This window comes from Terriglobus albidus, from assembly GCF_008000815.1.
Classification (GTDB): domain Bacteria; phylum Acidobacteriota; class Terriglobia; order Terriglobales; family Acidobacteriaceae; genus Terriglobus; species Terriglobus albidus_A.
The window spans coordinates 97,884-111,813 of record NZ_CP042806.1 but is presented as its reverse complement, the minus strand read 5'-3'; the positions used below and the strand labels follow the sequence as shown (position 1 = coordinate 111,813).

At 59.8% G+C, this 13,930-nt stretch carries 11 protein-coding genes; 4 read left to right on the top strand and 7 right to left on the bottom strand.

Annotation, left to right across the window (positions count from 1 at the left end):
- Nucleotides 1-77 precede the first annotated feature (77 nt).
- Nucleotides 78-1,883 (top strand): lytic transglycosylase domain-containing protein, encoded by a 1,806-nt coding sequence (locus FTW19_RS00455; RefSeq protein WP_246153502.1) that lies wholly within the window; start codon nucleotides 78-80, stop codon nucleotides 1,881-1,883.
- Between the two features lie 125 nt (nucleotides 1,884-2,008).
- Nucleotides 2,009-2,764 carry a hypothetical protein gene (locus tag FTW19_RS00450; protein WP_187143181.1) on the top strand — a complete coding sequence of 252 codons (756 nt, stop codon included), beginning with the start codon at nucleotides 2,009-2,011 and terminating at the stop codon, nucleotides 2,762-2,764.
- Between the two features lie 312 nt (nucleotides 2,765-3,076).
- Here FTW19_RS00450 and FTW19_RS00445 read toward each other — a convergent pair whose 3' ends face one another.
- From FTW19_RS00445 to FTW19_RS00415, 7 genes are all read right to left on the bottom strand, one after another.
- Nucleotides 3,077-3,622: a peroxiredoxin gene (locus tag FTW19_RS00445; protein ID WP_147645746.1), complete on the bottom strand. Its 546-nt coding sequence runs from the start codon at nucleotides 3,620-3,622 to the stop codon at nucleotides 3,077-3,079.
- Between the two features lie 48 nt (nucleotides 3,623-3,670).
- Nucleotides 3,671-4,537 carry an LpxI family protein gene (locus FTW19_RS00440; protein WP_147645745.1) on the bottom strand — a complete coding sequence of 289 codons (867 nt, stop codon included), beginning with the start codon at nucleotides 4,535-4,537 and terminating at the stop codon, nucleotides 3,671-3,673.
- Nucleotides 4,534-5,319, bottom strand: coding sequence for an acyl-ACP--UDP-N-acetylglucosamine O-acyltransferase (gene lpxA, locus FTW19_RS00435; RefSeq protein WP_147645744.1), 786 nt, complete (start codon nucleotides 5,317-5,319; stop codon nucleotides 4,534-4,536). Before lpxA ends, FTW19_RS00440 begins: the two co-directional genes overlap by 4 nt.
- The gene (fabZ, locus tag FTW19_RS00430) at nucleotides 5,316-5,822 is read right to left on the bottom strand and encodes a 3-hydroxyacyl-ACP dehydratase FabZ (protein ID WP_147645743.1); all 507 of its coding nucleotides are present in this window, start codon (nucleotides 5,820-5,822) and stop codon (nucleotides 5,316-5,318) included. The genes lpxA and fabZ overlap by 4 nt, the downstream gene beginning before the upstream one ends.
- 60 nt (nucleotides 5,823-5,882) lie before the next feature.
- Complete coding sequence (locus tag FTW19_RS00425) at nucleotides 5,883-6,713, bottom strand: hypothetical protein (RefSeq protein ID WP_147645742.1); 831 nt, start codon at nucleotides 6,711-6,713, stop codon at nucleotides 5,883-5,885.
- 19 nt (nucleotides 6,714-6,732) lie between these two features.
- On the bottom strand, nucleotides 6,733-7,524 hold the full coding sequence (locus tag FTW19_RS00420; RefSeq protein WP_147645741.1) for an SDR family NAD(P)-dependent oxidoreductase: 792 nt from the start codon (nucleotides 7,522-7,524) through the stop codon (nucleotides 6,733-6,735).
- Between the two features lie 129 nt (nucleotides 7,525-7,653).
- Entirely contained in the window at nucleotides 7,654-10,209 is a 2,556-nt protein-coding gene (locus FTW19_RS00415) for a TonB-dependent receptor (protein WP_147645740.1), read from the bottom strand.
- Between the two features lie 178 nt (nucleotides 10,210-10,387).
- On the opposite strand from FTW19_RS00415, the gene hisS reads away from it, so the two are divergent.
- Both hisS and FTW19_RS00405 read left to right on the top strand, forming a co-directional pair.
- On the top strand, nucleotides 10,388-11,695 hold the full coding sequence (gene hisS / locus FTW19_RS00410; RefSeq protein ID WP_147645739.1) for a histidine--tRNA ligase: 1,308 nt from the start codon (nucleotides 10,388-10,390) through the stop codon (nucleotides 11,693-11,695).
- Nucleotides 11,696-12,164: 469 nt separating this feature from the next.
- Nucleotides 12,165-13,859 carry a M20/M25/M40 family metallo-hydrolase gene (locus FTW19_RS00405; protein WP_147645738.1) on the top strand — a complete coding sequence of 565 codons (1,695 nt, stop codon included), beginning with the start codon at nucleotides 12,165-12,167 and terminating at the stop codon, nucleotides 13,857-13,859.
- Nucleotides 13,860-13,930: the final 71 nt, after the last annotated feature.

Sequence of the window (13,930 nt, the reverse complement as noted above, 5' to 3'; positions counted from 1 at the left end):
CATCTTAACATCCGCGCAGCGCTGAAGTGACCGCAACAATCAGGACCAGCCGGCGTCATACAATGAGCAGGAACCGCGTGCGATCGTCTGCCTCCATGCCGACCCGATTCGGCAAAGTGCTTCTGGGCCTGGCCTGCACCCCCGTGGTGTTTCTTACGGGTTGTCCGCAGCAGCAGCCGGTCAAAGCACCCACTCCTCAGGCTCCGCCTACTATTACGGCTACCCCGGTGCAGCAGCCCGCGGCTTCTCAGGTTCCCGACTATGCCGCCCGCGCCCAGGCTACCCGCGTGCAGCAGCTCATCACCCAGGTCGATCGCAGCTATAACTCCGGTCTGCAGAACTATCGCGCCGGAAGACTCGATGCGGCGCGCATGGACTTCGATGCATCGGTCGATATGATGCTGACCAGCGGTCTGGATATCCGGTCGATTCAGCAGCTCAATGACGAGTTTGAGCGCGTGGTCACCGCGGTGAATGCGCTGGAGCTGGACGCATTGAAGCAGGGCACCGGTTTCTCTCCGAAGCTGGAGGCCGCGCCTCTGGACGCGGCCAATGACGTGACCTTCTCCCCCGATCCGGAGCTGACTGCGAGGTTGAATGCCGAGCTGCGCACCACCGTGTCGGACTTTCCGCTGGCGGTGAATGACTACGTCGCCGGATTCATCAATTACTTCACCAAGTCTCCCGGCGGGCACGTGCACCTGTTGCGGTCGCTGGAGCGTGCCGGTAAGTACAAGGACATGATCCAGAAGATCCTGCGTGAGGAAGGTGTGCCGCAGGACCTGATCTATCTGGCGGTCGCCGAGTCCGGCTTTCAGCCACAGGCATTGAATGGGAAGAGCGGCGCGGGCGGCATGTGGCAGTTTATGCCGTTCGCCGGCGCCTATGGACTTACACGCAATGGCTGGGTGGACGAACGGTTCGACCCGGAGAAGTCCTCGCGCGCTTATGCGCGCTACATCAAGGAGCTCTACAACCAGTTCGGTGACTGGTACCTGGCTCTGGCTGCCTATGACTGGGGTCCGGGTAATGTGCAGCGTGCGGTGATGCGCACCGGCTATGCAGACTTCTGGGAGCTGTACCGGCGCGGCAATCTTCCGGGCGAGACCAGGAACTACGTGCCGGGCATCATCGCGGCCATCATCATGGCGAAGAACCCGCAGCAGTACAACCTGACGGAGATCAATCCGGAGCCGCCGGCGGTGTATGACACAGTGCCGGTCGGCTCGCAGGTGGACCTTCGCCTGGTGGCGGATGTGACGAACTCATCGGTCGCGACCCTGGTGAGCTTGAACCCGAGCCTGCTGCGGCTGGTGACGCCGCGCGATATGACCTTCGATCTCCATATCCCGGCGGGGACAAAGGACGAGTTCCAGAAACGCATCAGCGCCATTCCGGAAGACAAGCGCGTGAGCTGGCGCTTCCATGAGGTGCGTGGCGGCGAGACGCTGAGTTCGATCGCGGAGAGCTTTCACGTCCATGCCTCCGAGATCGCCAGCGTGAACGACATCGCCGATGGAAGCGCGCTCGATCTCGGCGATGAGCTCGTGATTCCAGTGGCTCCCGTGAACACCACCAGCGCATCGGGCGCGGTCCATATCCAGCGTTACACCATACGCAAGGGCGATACGCTCATCACTGTGGCAGACCGCTTCGGTGTCAGCGTGGAGCAGTTGCGGCGCTGGAATGCATTGCGTTCAAGCCACGTGAGCGCAGGCAAATCGCTCATCGTGAGTGAGCCGGTAAGGCTTGCTCCACAGGGGCGCGGAGCTCGCAAGAAATCATCGAGCGCGAAGGCTTCGACATCCGCAAAGAGCTCTTCGAAGAAGACTGTGACGGCATCAAAGAAGCCGTCGAGCTCGTCTGCCAAAAGACGACGGTAAGCAAAAAGAGTTCCTCTAACGCAACTTCTTCTTGCCAACGCTTCCTCATCGTTGCATTCTTTAGCTAGAATTCGTTCCGCCGGAGCTGCAGTCTATATAACTGCAGGAGAGGGTGGAGGAGATATATGGCCTACGACGACGAGATCATCAAGCTTCACGCATCGGCAGTAGAAGACAACTACGACGACGAGTCCGAAGACGAGCTCGATGAAGTCGATGAAGAAGAGGAGGTCGAGGTGACCTCTGATGATGATGACGCCGAGCCTCTGCTGCATGAGGCGTTGCACGCCGAAGAGGTAAGCATCCCGGCGGCTCCGGCCGACGCGGTCCATACCTATGAGCCGGCGGAGAAGGAAGCCGCGCTTCCCATCGCTGCCGCACCCGCGCCCGTGACGAAGGCGCCGGCGAAGAAGGCTTCCGCTAAGAAAGCCGCGCCGAAGAAGGCTGCGGTTAAGAAGGCGGTAAAGAAAACCGCCGCTAAGTCCGTTAAGAAGGCTGTAGCGAAAAAAGCAGCTAAGAAGGCTGTAGCGAAAAAAGCAGCCAAGAAAACGGTGGCGAAGAAAGCCGCCAAGAAGGCCGTCGTGAAGAAGGCCGCTAAGAAAGCCGCGCCGAAGAAGGCTGCGAAGAAAGTTTCTACGAAATCTGCCGCGAAGAAGTCGAGCGCTCTACGCGGCGGAAAGGCGACCCCCAAAAAGGCCGCCGCTAAAAAGGGCGCTCAAAAATCATTGAAGAGAGGTATTACCTTGGCAACGAAGAAAGCTGCAAAGAAGGCTGTAAAGAAGGCTGTGAAGAAGGCTCCGGCGAAGAAAGCCGCCAAGAAGGCCGTAAAGAAGGCCGTCAAGAAGGCTGCTAAGAAGGCCGCCAAGAAGGCCACCAAGTAACTCTGTAACCTAAGGCAAGCAAAAAAGCCCGGTTCCTCGAATGAGGCCCGGGCTTTTTTGCGTCTGTACGACGGTGTGGCGACGTCTTTGGGGGTTGTCATTTCGGAGCGTTCGGGGTCCCCGGCCAGCTTTGCTGGCTGGGGTGAAGCGTAAGCGGAGAAATCTGCTTTCTACCCTATTTTCTTGCCTGGTAAAACCGGAGAAGCAGATCCCTGCGGGATGACAAACTAAAAAAGCGCAATAGCCCCACCTGTGCTTCGAGCAGCAAAAGAGGCCCGCCGAAGCGGGCCTCTTTCAAGGGAACGATGAGATCTAGTTGTGTGCTGCGGCGATCTCGGCCAGTACCTGTTCGGAGTGGTTGGGGATGTCTTTCACCTCCCACACCTTGACCACCTTGCCCTTGGGATCGATCAGGTAGGTGGTGCGGGCGGCAAACTTCATGGTGCCGCGCTCGGAGATGGGGACGTTATAGGCATCGATGACCTTGTGATCCGGGTCGGCGAGGAGCTTGAAGTCGAAGGTGTCTTTGCTGCACCAGGTCTTGTGGCTTTCCACGGTGTCGAGGCTTACACCCAAAACGACTGCCTTGGCGGCTTCGTACTTCTTGATGTCGCGCTGGAAGTTGTGGGCCTCAATCGTGCAGCCCGTGGTCTGATCCTTGGGGTAGAAGTACAGGACGACCCACTTGCCCTTGTAATCGCTCAGGTGGACAGCTTTGTCTTCCTGCGAGATGGCTGAGAAGTCCGGCGCCTTCGAGCCGACCGGAAGGTAATCGCCTGCGGCCTTTGCCTTCAGAGCGAAGGTTCCGGACAGGGCGAGACCTGCGATGACGACTGCGGCAAACAAACCTTTACGCATGCTGCAATTCTCCTTAGGTGAAGCGTCACCAGTGTATTCCTGGACCCATCAGACGGATGTCACCGAAATGGTAATGTTCGCGGCGTTGGCCGCGGCAACAATCGCGATCTGATCGAATACCAGGGTGCGCCCTGCCTCGATGGAAAGACATGTTGCTCCCGCCGCGATCATGGTCTGAATGGTCTTCAGGCCGATCACAGGCACGTCGAAGCGCATGTCCTGACGGGGCTTGGCTACCTTGATGACTGTTAGACGGCGGGCCAGCGTAGAAGACTCAGCCTCGAGCGTACGAAAAATCTCCCCGGCCCGGGCAATGGTTGCATCCGTACCTTCCATAGCCTCAATTGCTACGCATGCCTGGGCGGCGACGACGACCGTCTGACCGAGATCGAAGCCTGCGATGCCCAGAGCAACCTTCCTGCCGTACTCGATATCGGCAAGCTCCTGCTCATCGGGGTGACGGCTGGTGAGCACGCCCGGTTTGGCAAGCAGCGGTTCGAGGTAGGCGGTGGAGGAGATCAGCTCGATGCCTTCGTCGCTCAGCACCTTAGCCACGGCGCCCAGAAGCATGTCGGTGTTGCGGGTGCGCAGATTCAGCAGCAGCTTGGCCAGGCGCCAGTCCGGCCGGATGGAAGAGAAGATCTGCTTGTGCTTCACCTGTCCAGCCATCACTGCACGGGAGACACCCTCTTCCTGGAAGGTCTCGATCAGCTTCGAGAGCTCGCCGAGCGAGAGCCAATGCACGCGCACACCGGGGTCCAGGGCGGCGAGATCGTTTATTTCGAGGTCGGTCTCTTCCTTGATTGCAGCCACAACAACGGTCAGGCCGTGCGAACGCGCGGCTTCGAGCAAGAGAAAGGGGAACCTTCCGTTCCCCGCGATCAAGCCAAGTTTTCCGTTGCCGCTCTCGCTCACCGAATGACTCCACGGTGGCTGCGGCCGATGAACTCCGCCAGGTAGGCAACCTTGTCACCGAACTCGCCCGCAACTACCTTCTCGCGGATCGACGCGAGGGCATCGCTCATATTCAGCTTGGAGCCGACGATCAGCCGATAGGCGGCACGGAGCTCTTTGATCTCCTCGGGAGTAAATCCACGGCGCTCGAGACCCACCTTGTTGATGGAGTAGGCATGGTTTTCGCGGGTCGCGCTGGTCAGCGAGTAGGGCATTACGTCCTGCGTCGCCATGGTGCCGCCGCCGATATAGGCGTATTTGCCTACGGCGCAGAACTGATGCACGGCGCTGAAGGCGCCGACGGTGGCGAAGTCTTCCACGACAACATGGCCTGCGAGCGTGGCGTTGTTGGCAAAGATGCAGTGGTCACCGATATGGGAGTCATGCCCGATGTGCGCGAAGCACATGAACAGGTTGTTGGAGCCGATACGGGTCACGCCGCCGCCACCTGCAGTGCCACGGGAGACATTCACGCTCTCGCGGATGTCGTTGTTGTCGCCGATGATGACCTGGGTCGCTTCGCCCCGGTATTTGAGGTCCTGCGGAGGAACGCCGATGCAGGCGAAGGGGGAGATGCGATTGCCGGAGCCGATGGTCGTGTGGCCGTCCAGAACGACATGGGAGACCAGGGTGCAGTCCTCGCCGAGAACCACATTCGGACCGATGGTGGAATAAGGACCTACAGTGCAGCTTGCTGGAACAACGGCGCCTTCGGCGACGATCGCCGTGGGATGGACACTCACTCCGCGCCCTCTTGCTTCTTGTTGCGGGAGATCATCTGCGAGGTAATGACGGCTTCGCAGACCAGCTTGCCATCGACGTGCACAGTGCCCTGCATCTTCACGGCGCGGCTGCGCCAGTTCAGTACCTTGGCTTCGATGTGAAGCTGGTCGCCGGGAGTGACAGGGCGGCGGAACTTGGCGGCATCGATGCCGGTGAAGACCATAAGCCTATCGCGGTGGTCCTCGAACTCGCTCAGCATCAGGATGCAGCCTGCCTGCGCCATGGCTTCTACCATCAGCACGCCGGGCATCATGGGCTGGCCAGGGAAGTGGCCCTGGAAGAACTCTTCGTTGCGGGTGACGTTCTTCAGGCAAAGGATGCGCTCGCGCGTCTGAAGGTCGAGTACGCGATCGATCAGCAGGAAGGGATAGCGATGCGGCAGGAAGGACATCACTTCGTTGATATCCATAGTGCGCTTCGCTGTGGCAACGGCCTGCGCTTCCGGGGTGGCTACGGTGTCCATAACATCCCCGATTCTACCGAATTTCGTTTTCAAGACCCTCCGTGAGGGCACGTCCCAAGACTATTTCTTTCCGACCTTCTGTTTGGCGGCGATGGTCGCCTGGATGTCGAAGAGATCCGGGGAGAGGTTCTGGTTGTACTTCACGTCGGTATAGAACTTCTGGTTCACCATGTCTCCGTTGCGGAAGCGGGTGATGGTATAGGCCGTCTGGATGCCCTGTACGCCGTGATAGCCGTCGTACTCTTCCCGGTCGATATCGAAGTCCTTGTACTTTTCATTCCGGTACTGGAAGGTACGGGCGAGGGGGAGGTGGCTGTTGGCGTCGAGCTCGATGGTGATGGCGTCATTTGTCGGCGAGATGACCGTCACTTTGTCGGCGACGCGGCGCTGCACCATGGTGGTGCCTTCGAAGACGACCATGGTTCCGGGCAGCTTGAGCCAATCGTGGAGTACGACTTCAATCGAGTGCTTCCGGCGGCGGAAGTAATCTTCGGAGACGTCTTCGGGCAGAGCGACCTTGCCGCGGAAGGTAACCTCGTCGGCGGAGTTGGCGGTGAACATCTGCACGATGTCGCGTTTCTTGGTGTATTCGATGCGCTCGACTTCAGTTTCCGGACCCCCGGTCTGCCGATGGAAGTCCCAGAAGACGGTGACCGCGCCGGTAGGCGCTCCGCGGAAGAAGTAGCCAACCTGGCCTTCCAGCAGCCAGTCGCGGCGGTTCAACCAGCCGTCGCCGCCGAGCGCGATCACCATCTTGTCGAGCAGGTCGCGGGCCTTCTGCTCGCCGGAGGCGTCGGTGGCGGGCGCGGCCTGCGCCTTCACGATGGAGGCACACGGACCGGCGAGGGTGGCGGCGAGTAAGGCAGTGGCAAACCTGGTCTTCAGGCGCATTCAGACTCCAAGGAGAAGGTTAACCGACAAGTACCGCGCCGCCGTTGACGTTGAAGATTTCGCCGGAGACGAAACCGGCCAGCGGCGTGCAGAGAAACAGGATCGGACCGGCGATCTCCTCCGGGTGTGCGGCACGGCCCAGGGGAATGGTCGCCAAATACTTGGACGCGGAAGGGCCGTTCAGGGCTTCAGCGCTCATCTCGGTTTGCACCCACCCCGGGGCAACGCAGTTGGCCAGAATGCCCTGAGGGGCGAGCTCCGAGGAAAGGCTCTTGGTCAGCGAAAGCAGTGCACCTTTGCTGGCGGCATAGTCGGCGTGGAAGGCCTCGCCTCGTTGTGCCGCTGTGGAAGCAACAAGAACGATATGCCCGCGGGTTCCATGAGCATCAGGCCGCTGGGTCTGCATCTGTGCTGTGGCGGCAGAGACCAGGCCGAAGATGGAGTCGAGGTTAACGCCGATAGTGGTGCGCCACTGTTCGTCGGTCATAGAGCCGATGGGCTGGTCGTGTGGTGGCCAGATGCCGTGGTTGGCGACAAGAATGTCGAGCCGGCCAAAGGCGCGGACCGCCGCCTCGACCAGGGCGCGACCGTCCTCGACGGTGCCGAGCTCCTGCTGCACGGGACAGGTATCGTCGGCCCCGCACTCTTCGACGAGTTGTGTGGCGCGAGTGGCGGCGGCACGGTAGTTGAAGACGACCTGGGCGCCGGCCTGACGAAACATGCGGACAGTGGCCGCGCCGATGCCACGGGAGCCGCCGGTGATGAGAGCGACTTTGCCTAAGAGGGAGAGGGGGACGGTGTTTGTGGACATGTTTACTCAGTAATCTCCAGGCCGATGGGTATGCCTGCCATCGATTGCCATGATAGCTGTCCGGAAAATTTCTGTGACGTGAGGGATATTCAGGTAGTCCATGCCCCGGGTCACGGAGTTGTAGCAAACCTAGAACTTGTACTGCAGGTTGAACTGCATGCGGCGTGGGGGCTGGGCTGCTACCGGTTTGCCGAAGAAAGGCGAGGTGACTACCCCGACGTAGGTCGTTGGGTTCACCCGGTTGACGACATTGAAGGAGTTTATGGAGACGGTCAGAGTCTTCGCGGACTTCTTGTCTTTGGTCAGGACGAAGTCGTGCGCCAGGTTAAAGTCGACGTTCATATAGCCGGGGCCATGCAACGCATTGCGCCGGACGCCCGACGGGCGATCGTTGGTGACGCCGTCGCCATTGGTATCGCTGCCGGTGACGATATTGACCGGAAGGCCGGAGTAGAGCGAGAGCGCCGTGCCAAGGCTGAACCACTTCTTTGCGGTGAAGGTACCGAGCAGATCGAATTTTTGCCTGCGATCGTTGTCGGACCGTGCCCAGTCATTCAGCGGTGTATGGCTATCCGCAGGGAACCAGGTGATGCCCTGAGTGTTGTTATAGCTTTTGATCAAGATGTACTGCACCTGCCCGGCGAAGTAGGAGGTTGGGCGTCCGCGGAAGCTTATCTCCAGCGAGTTGCCTTTGGCATAACCCTCGGGTTGCACCAGGCGGATCTGGCCGAAGGAGGGGTTCGGACGAACATTGGCGCCGGCCAGAGGGGCGTTGGCGTCGATGGAGCGGAAGAGATTCATACCGCGTGTGCCGACATAGGTCACGCTGAGGGTGCTGCTCCTGGTGATCTGTTCTTCGACACCGATGCTGAACTGCAGCGTCGACGGCATGCGCGCACGTGGGTCAAGCGTAGCCAGGCTGGTGGGGAGAGCAGCGATCGCGGATCCGGGGAAGGGATAGCTGGGCTGGGAGACGATGTACTTCCGCAGCGTTACTCCGTCGAAGTGCAGCAGGTCAGAGATGGAAGCCGGACCGGAGCGGTCATAGAAGAGGCCCGCTCCTCCACGAATAACGGTGCGTCCCTTCCTGGAAGGGGCATACGCGAAGCTCAACCGCGGAGCAACGTTGAAGGGAACGTTGTGGAAATAGTTCTGGAAGTAATAACGAAAGCCTGCCGCGATGGAGAGATTCGGGCGCAGGCGAACAGTGTCTTCCACGATGCCACCGAAGATCGTCTCCCAGAAGACAACTCGCGGTTGTCCGCGCTGGGTAACGTACAACGAGGGTGTTCCCGCAGCGTAGCTGGAGAGGCTGGCAAAGGTGTAGGTGCCGAGCGCATTTGTCTTGTCGACAAAGCCGCGGCGGCTGATGTCCGGAATATCTACACCGACCTTCAGCTCGTGCTTGCCATCGGTGTACGTGACGATATCCGCGCCGTCGACATGGTTTTCCGTGCGGCGAAAGTCGGCCTGTGCTCCGCCGCCGGTAAAGGCGCCAGAGACCAACACCTGCGGTGCGGCGGTGATGCTGTCGGTGCGGCTCTCATTCTTGCCGACGAGGAAGCGGAGCTGATTGACCAGCCGCGGTGAGATCACGCGGGTATAACCCATGTTGATCTCGTGTTCGAACATATGGGTATTGGTGCCGGCCTCGGGAAGGACCGTGCCGCCGATACCGGCGTTCTGCACCGCTCGGCGCTCGTAGGAGTAGCCGATCCAGAATTGGTCCGACTCGCGAAAGTTGTGAAAGGCGCGCGCGGAGTAGAAGTCGTGTGTCGTGGGATTGGGAACGTTGGTCTGCACCTGGCCTGAGGGAGTAGCGGCCAAAACGATGGCCTGCTGGCGATTGTTGTCATGATTGCCGGTGAGCAGGAAGGTGGATTTACGGCCGAGGCGTAGAGGCCCGGTGACTGCGCCCTCGAAGTAGAGCCTGCTCTCTCCAGGCTTTGTCCGTGCGAACGTATTGCGCGCGTCGAAGATGGAGTTGCGTCCCAAGGCGTTCAGCGAGCCGTGAAAGTGGTCGGTGCCCCCTTTGGTGGTGATCTCGATACGAGCGCGTCCAGGGGAAGCGTAGAGCGCGGTATAGGGATTCTGGTTGATCTTCACGCTCTGCACTCCGGAGGCGGTGACGCCGGCTCCGTTGGCTTCCGTTCCATTGACCACCAGCGTTACGCCGGAGGTGCCGACAGCATCCGAGCTGAGGAAGCGCGAGAGTGTCGTGATGTAGTCGCCGTCGAAGACAGGAAGACGATCCAAAGCGTCGCGATCGACGTCGGTTGCGCTCTGGTTATTGCTGGTGTCGGTGTTGACCTGCAGCGTCTGTTCCTCGGCGTTCACGTTGACGTCGGCAACGGCTCCCATGACGTCGAGTGTGATGCGAAGCGGAGAGCGAGTCTGAGTAGGAACGGAGATCGGTTTCTCCCAGGTCTGGAAGCCGTCGGCTGTGATGCGTAAGGTGTAGCTGCCGGGCCGGACGTTGGCGATGTGAAACTGGCCTGCTGAGTCGGACTCACTTTCGAGCGCGGTTCCGTCGGCTCGCTGCAACGTGATATGTGCATGCGGAATCAACGCCCCAGTCGTATCCAGTGCATTGCCACCTACCGTTGAAACGGTCTGTGCCCATGCGCCGGAGAGGAGGAGCACGGGGGCGAGGAGGCGAGTAAGAAAGCGAAGAGCGAGGGACATGCGGCAGTTATTCCAATGGCACAGGGGTGCTGCAATCTACGGTAGTTGGATGACCTTAAAGTTCACTGAAAGGTATAGATTCTGACGTTTATGGTTCCATTACCCAGCCTGGCGTTGCCGGGGTGGAGCACCTGGTCTTGCGGGCGCGGGGTGGTCGTTCCGGTAAACTTAACCCTTGATGGCTACGCTTAAAGCACCCCGCGGCACGCGCGATCTGCTGCCGCCTGATACTGCGCTCTGGAACCATATCGATTCGGTCGCACGCTCTGTCTTCGCACGTTACGGCTTCGGCGAGATTCGTACGCCGATCTTTGAAGCGACGGAGCTCTTTGCCCGTGGTGTAGGCGAAGAGACGGACATCGTCTCCAAGGAGATGTTTACCTGGGAGGACCGTGCGCGTGCCGCGAGTGAGAAATCGCAGTCGCTGACCCTGCGCCCGGAGAACACCGCTGGTGTTGTCCGTGCCTATATCGAACACAAGCTGGGTGAGACCGGGCAGCTGCAGAAGCTCTACTACATCGGCCCGCAGTTCCGCCGCGAGCGTCCGCAGAAGGGTCGCTATCGCCAGTTTTTCCAGATCGGGGCGGAGGTTATTGGACCGTCGAGCTCGGGGTCGGAGTCGCCGGTGCGCGATGCCGAGATCCTGGAGATGCTCGCCACCTTCCTCGATGAGCTGGGCGTGAAGGACTGGAAGCTGATGATCAACTCGGTGGGCAGCTCCACCGATCGTCCACGCTATCTGGCTGCGCTGCGTGACGCGCTGGCGCCGATCAAGGACAAGATGTCGCCGGATAATCAGCGCCGCGCGGAGACCAATCCGTTGCGCGTGCTGGACTCGAAGGAAGAGGCCGATCAGGAGCTGATTAACGGCCTGCCGAAGATCGCTGACTATCTGGACGAGAGCTCGAAGTCGCACTTCGCGCAGGTGCTGGCGGCGCTGGATGCCTGCGGTGTGCAGTACACCGTGAACCCGCGGTTGGTACGTGGTCTCGACTACTACACGCGTACGACCTTCGAGTTCGTGACTGAAACCGGTCTGGGAACGCAGAATGCGTTGCTGGGCGGCGGACGTTACGACGGCTTGAGCGAGATCATCGGCGGGCCAAAGGCTCCAGGTATCGGCTTTGCCATCGGCGAAGACCGCCTGGTGCTGACGCTGCAGGCACAAGCCGAGGCAGAAGCTGCTGCCGGCAATGCGGCACCGGAAAAGAAGATGGATACCTATATCGCCCCGATGGGCGAAGGGCAGAATGCGGCTGCGCTGAAGCTGGCGCGCGATCTGCGCCGTGCTGGGCTGGCGGTCGAGGTCGGTGATGGAAGCTTCCGTCTGAAGAAGAGCTTCGAGGCAGCGGATCGCGTTGCGCGGACGATCCTCATTCTCGGTGAGGATGAGGTGGCCAGCGGAACGGCTACGGTGAAGACCTTCGCTACCGGGGAGCAGGTGAAGGTGGCATTCACGGAGTTGCCGGAAAAGTTGCGCGCATAAGCTTTGAAGTGCGACTGCTCAAGTCATTTCGTAGTGAAGTGACTTGAGCTTATTCTTCGCTGATCGAAGGTATCGATCAGGTACCTCAGCGGCTGAAACCGCTCGCATATCGTGCCCTTAAGCAAAACAAAAATCATCCTCATCCTTTGGGTCTCGATGGACGAAACATCCGCTGATTTCCAAACACATGTTCCGTAACTCACCCCATCGACTTTGTTTCTTGATTCGCGCAACGCGCGAAATGCCTTGCTTAAGGGCATGGCTTCAGCCATGCCACCCCCCGCCGCAATAAGATGCGGCTTTAGCCGCTGAGGGCCTTGTGCTGGGAGAAGCAGATTTCTCCGGTCCCTTCGGTCGACCACCCCAACCAGCAAGCTGGTTGGGGACCCGGGTCGCTACGAAATGACAAACAAAATGTATTCGAGCACCCAAGTTTGGACTATCCGAAATAGGCGACTACCATAGCGCCATGAAGAGAGCGCTCCTGCCCGCAATCTTATTGCTGCCGTCTTTCGTCCCCGCGCAGAACGGTATTCCCGCCGCGGAACGCAAGGGATTCGATCGCATCACGCAGAGCGATCTGCGCAAAGATCTGGTGTATATCGCGAGCGATGCGTTGCGCGGGCGATTGAGCCTGCAGCCCGGCGACGATCAGGCCGCTGAGTGGGTGGCGAAGCAGTTCGCTGCTGCGGGCCTGAAGCCGATCACGGGAGAAGCGGGAACGCACGGTTACTTCCAACCATTCCAGTTGGTCGAGTATGCTCCGGACCGCGCAGCGAGTTCGGTTACGCTCACGCGTGCAGGCAAGGAGACTGCCTTTCATTCGCCCGAGGCCACGGGAGCATTCAAGCGCGCGGTGGATATCACTGCTCCGGTAGTCTTTGCCGGATTCGGTATTACCGCGCCGGAGCTTGGATATGACGACTACAAGGGCATTGATGCGCGGGGCAAAATCGTCCTGGTCTTTGACCATGAGCCGCAGGAGGACGATGCTCACTCGGTCTTCAACGGTACCGGCAATACGCGCTACGCCACCACGCGCGTGAAGCTGAAGAATGCACAGGCACACGGAGCGTTGGCGCTGCTGGTTGTCGCTGAGCCGAATCGCAAACATCTCACCAATGCGGAACGTTCCGCCCGTATCGGCGGCAGTGTGACCCGCACGCAGCCGCTTCCATTGCAGGCAATTCAGGATGACGAAGTGGATATTCCGTCGATCTTGATTCGCGACGAGGTGCTGCAGCAGTTGCTAGCAACCTCAGGTGCGACCGGTAACGAGCTTCAGACCGCAATCGATCGCGATCTGAAGCCGCAGAGCCGGCTGCTGCCCGATACGCAGCTCACCGTAAAGCTGCGCAATAGCAGGGAGCGTGTCGGAACGACGGTGAATGTCGCCGGTCTGTTGGAAGGGTCCGATCCGAAGCTGGCGGCAGAGACCATCCTGATTACGGCGCATCACGATCACGATGGAGCAACGCCATGCGCCGCGGGAAAGGGCGATGTCGACGAACAGGGGAAGCCGACTCCTTCGAGCCCTGAGTGCATCCAGGTTTGGCATGGAGCCGACGATAACGGCTCCGGCACGGTCGGTGTGGTGGAGCTGGCGCGTGCGTTTGCGGCGAATCCTGAGCGGCCGAAGCGGTCGATTTTGTTTGTGGTGTTTGCGGCAGAGGAACGAGGCCTGCTGGGAGCGTACTGGATGGCGGCTCATCCGGTGCGTCCGCTGGCAACGACGCGGACGCAGATCAACTTCGACATGATCGGGCGTGATGAAAAGCCGAGCCCGCAGACAGATGGCTTGATCGAGATTCCTGCGGATACGTCGAACCGCCTGAACCTGATCGGTGCGCTGTACTCGCCGGAGTACAACCGCGTGGTGGTGGAAGAGAACAAGCAGGTAGGTCTGGTGCTGGATGACCGTTTCGATCACGAGGCAGCATTGAATATCTTCTTCCGCTCCGACCAGTTTCCATTCGTGCTGCACAACATTCCGGCGTTCTGGTGGTTCACCGGCTTCCATCCGGACTATCACCACACCTCCGATACGGCAGAGAAGATCGACTATCCAAAGATGGAGAAGATCCTGAAGCTGGCGTATCTGTCGGCATGGAGGTTCGGCAGCGATGCGAAGACCCCGGAGTTCATTGCGTCACCGAAACCTTGAGGTGGCGCCTCAGGAACAGGCGGCTGCGTCATTTTCCTGTTTGTTTTTAATTCGAGGAATCTGGAAAATCG

What these genes read in the sequence shown, in the direction of transcription:
- FTW19_RS00450 (WP_187143181.1), top strand. Translation starts at nt 2,009, where the DNA reads ATGGCCTACGACGACGAGATCATCAAGCTTCACGCATCGGCAGTAGAA.
- FTW19_RS00445 (WP_147645746.1), bottom strand. Translation starts at nt 3,622, where the DNA reads ATGCGTAAAGGTTTGTTTGCCGCAGTCGTCATCGCAGGTCTCGCCCTG.
- fabZ (WP_147645743.1), bottom strand. Translation starts at nt 5,822, where the DNA reads ATGGACACCGTAGCCACCCCGGAAGCGCAGGCCGTTGCCACAGCGAAG.
- FTW19_RS00425 (WP_147645742.1), bottom strand. Translation starts at nt 6,713, where the DNA reads ATGCGCCTGAAGACCAGGTTTGCCACTGCCTTACTCGCCGCCACCCTC.
- FTW19_RS00420 (WP_147645741.1), bottom strand. Translation starts at nt 7,524, where the DNA reads ATGTCCACAAACACCGTCCCCCTCTCCCTCTTAGGCAAAGTCGCTCTC.
- FTW19_RS00415 (WP_147645740.1), bottom strand. Translation starts at nt 10,209, where the DNA reads ATGTCCCTCGCTCTTCGCTTTCTTACTCGCCTCCTCGCCCCCGTGCTC.
- hisS (WP_147645739.1), top strand. Translation starts at nt 10,388, where the DNA reads ATGGCTACGCTTAAAGCACCCCGCGGCACGCGCGATCTGCTGCCGCCT.
- FTW19_RS00405 (WP_147645738.1), top strand. Translation starts at nt 12,165, where the DNA reads ATGAAGAGAGCGCTCCTGCCCGCAATCTTATTGCTGCCGTCTTTCGTC.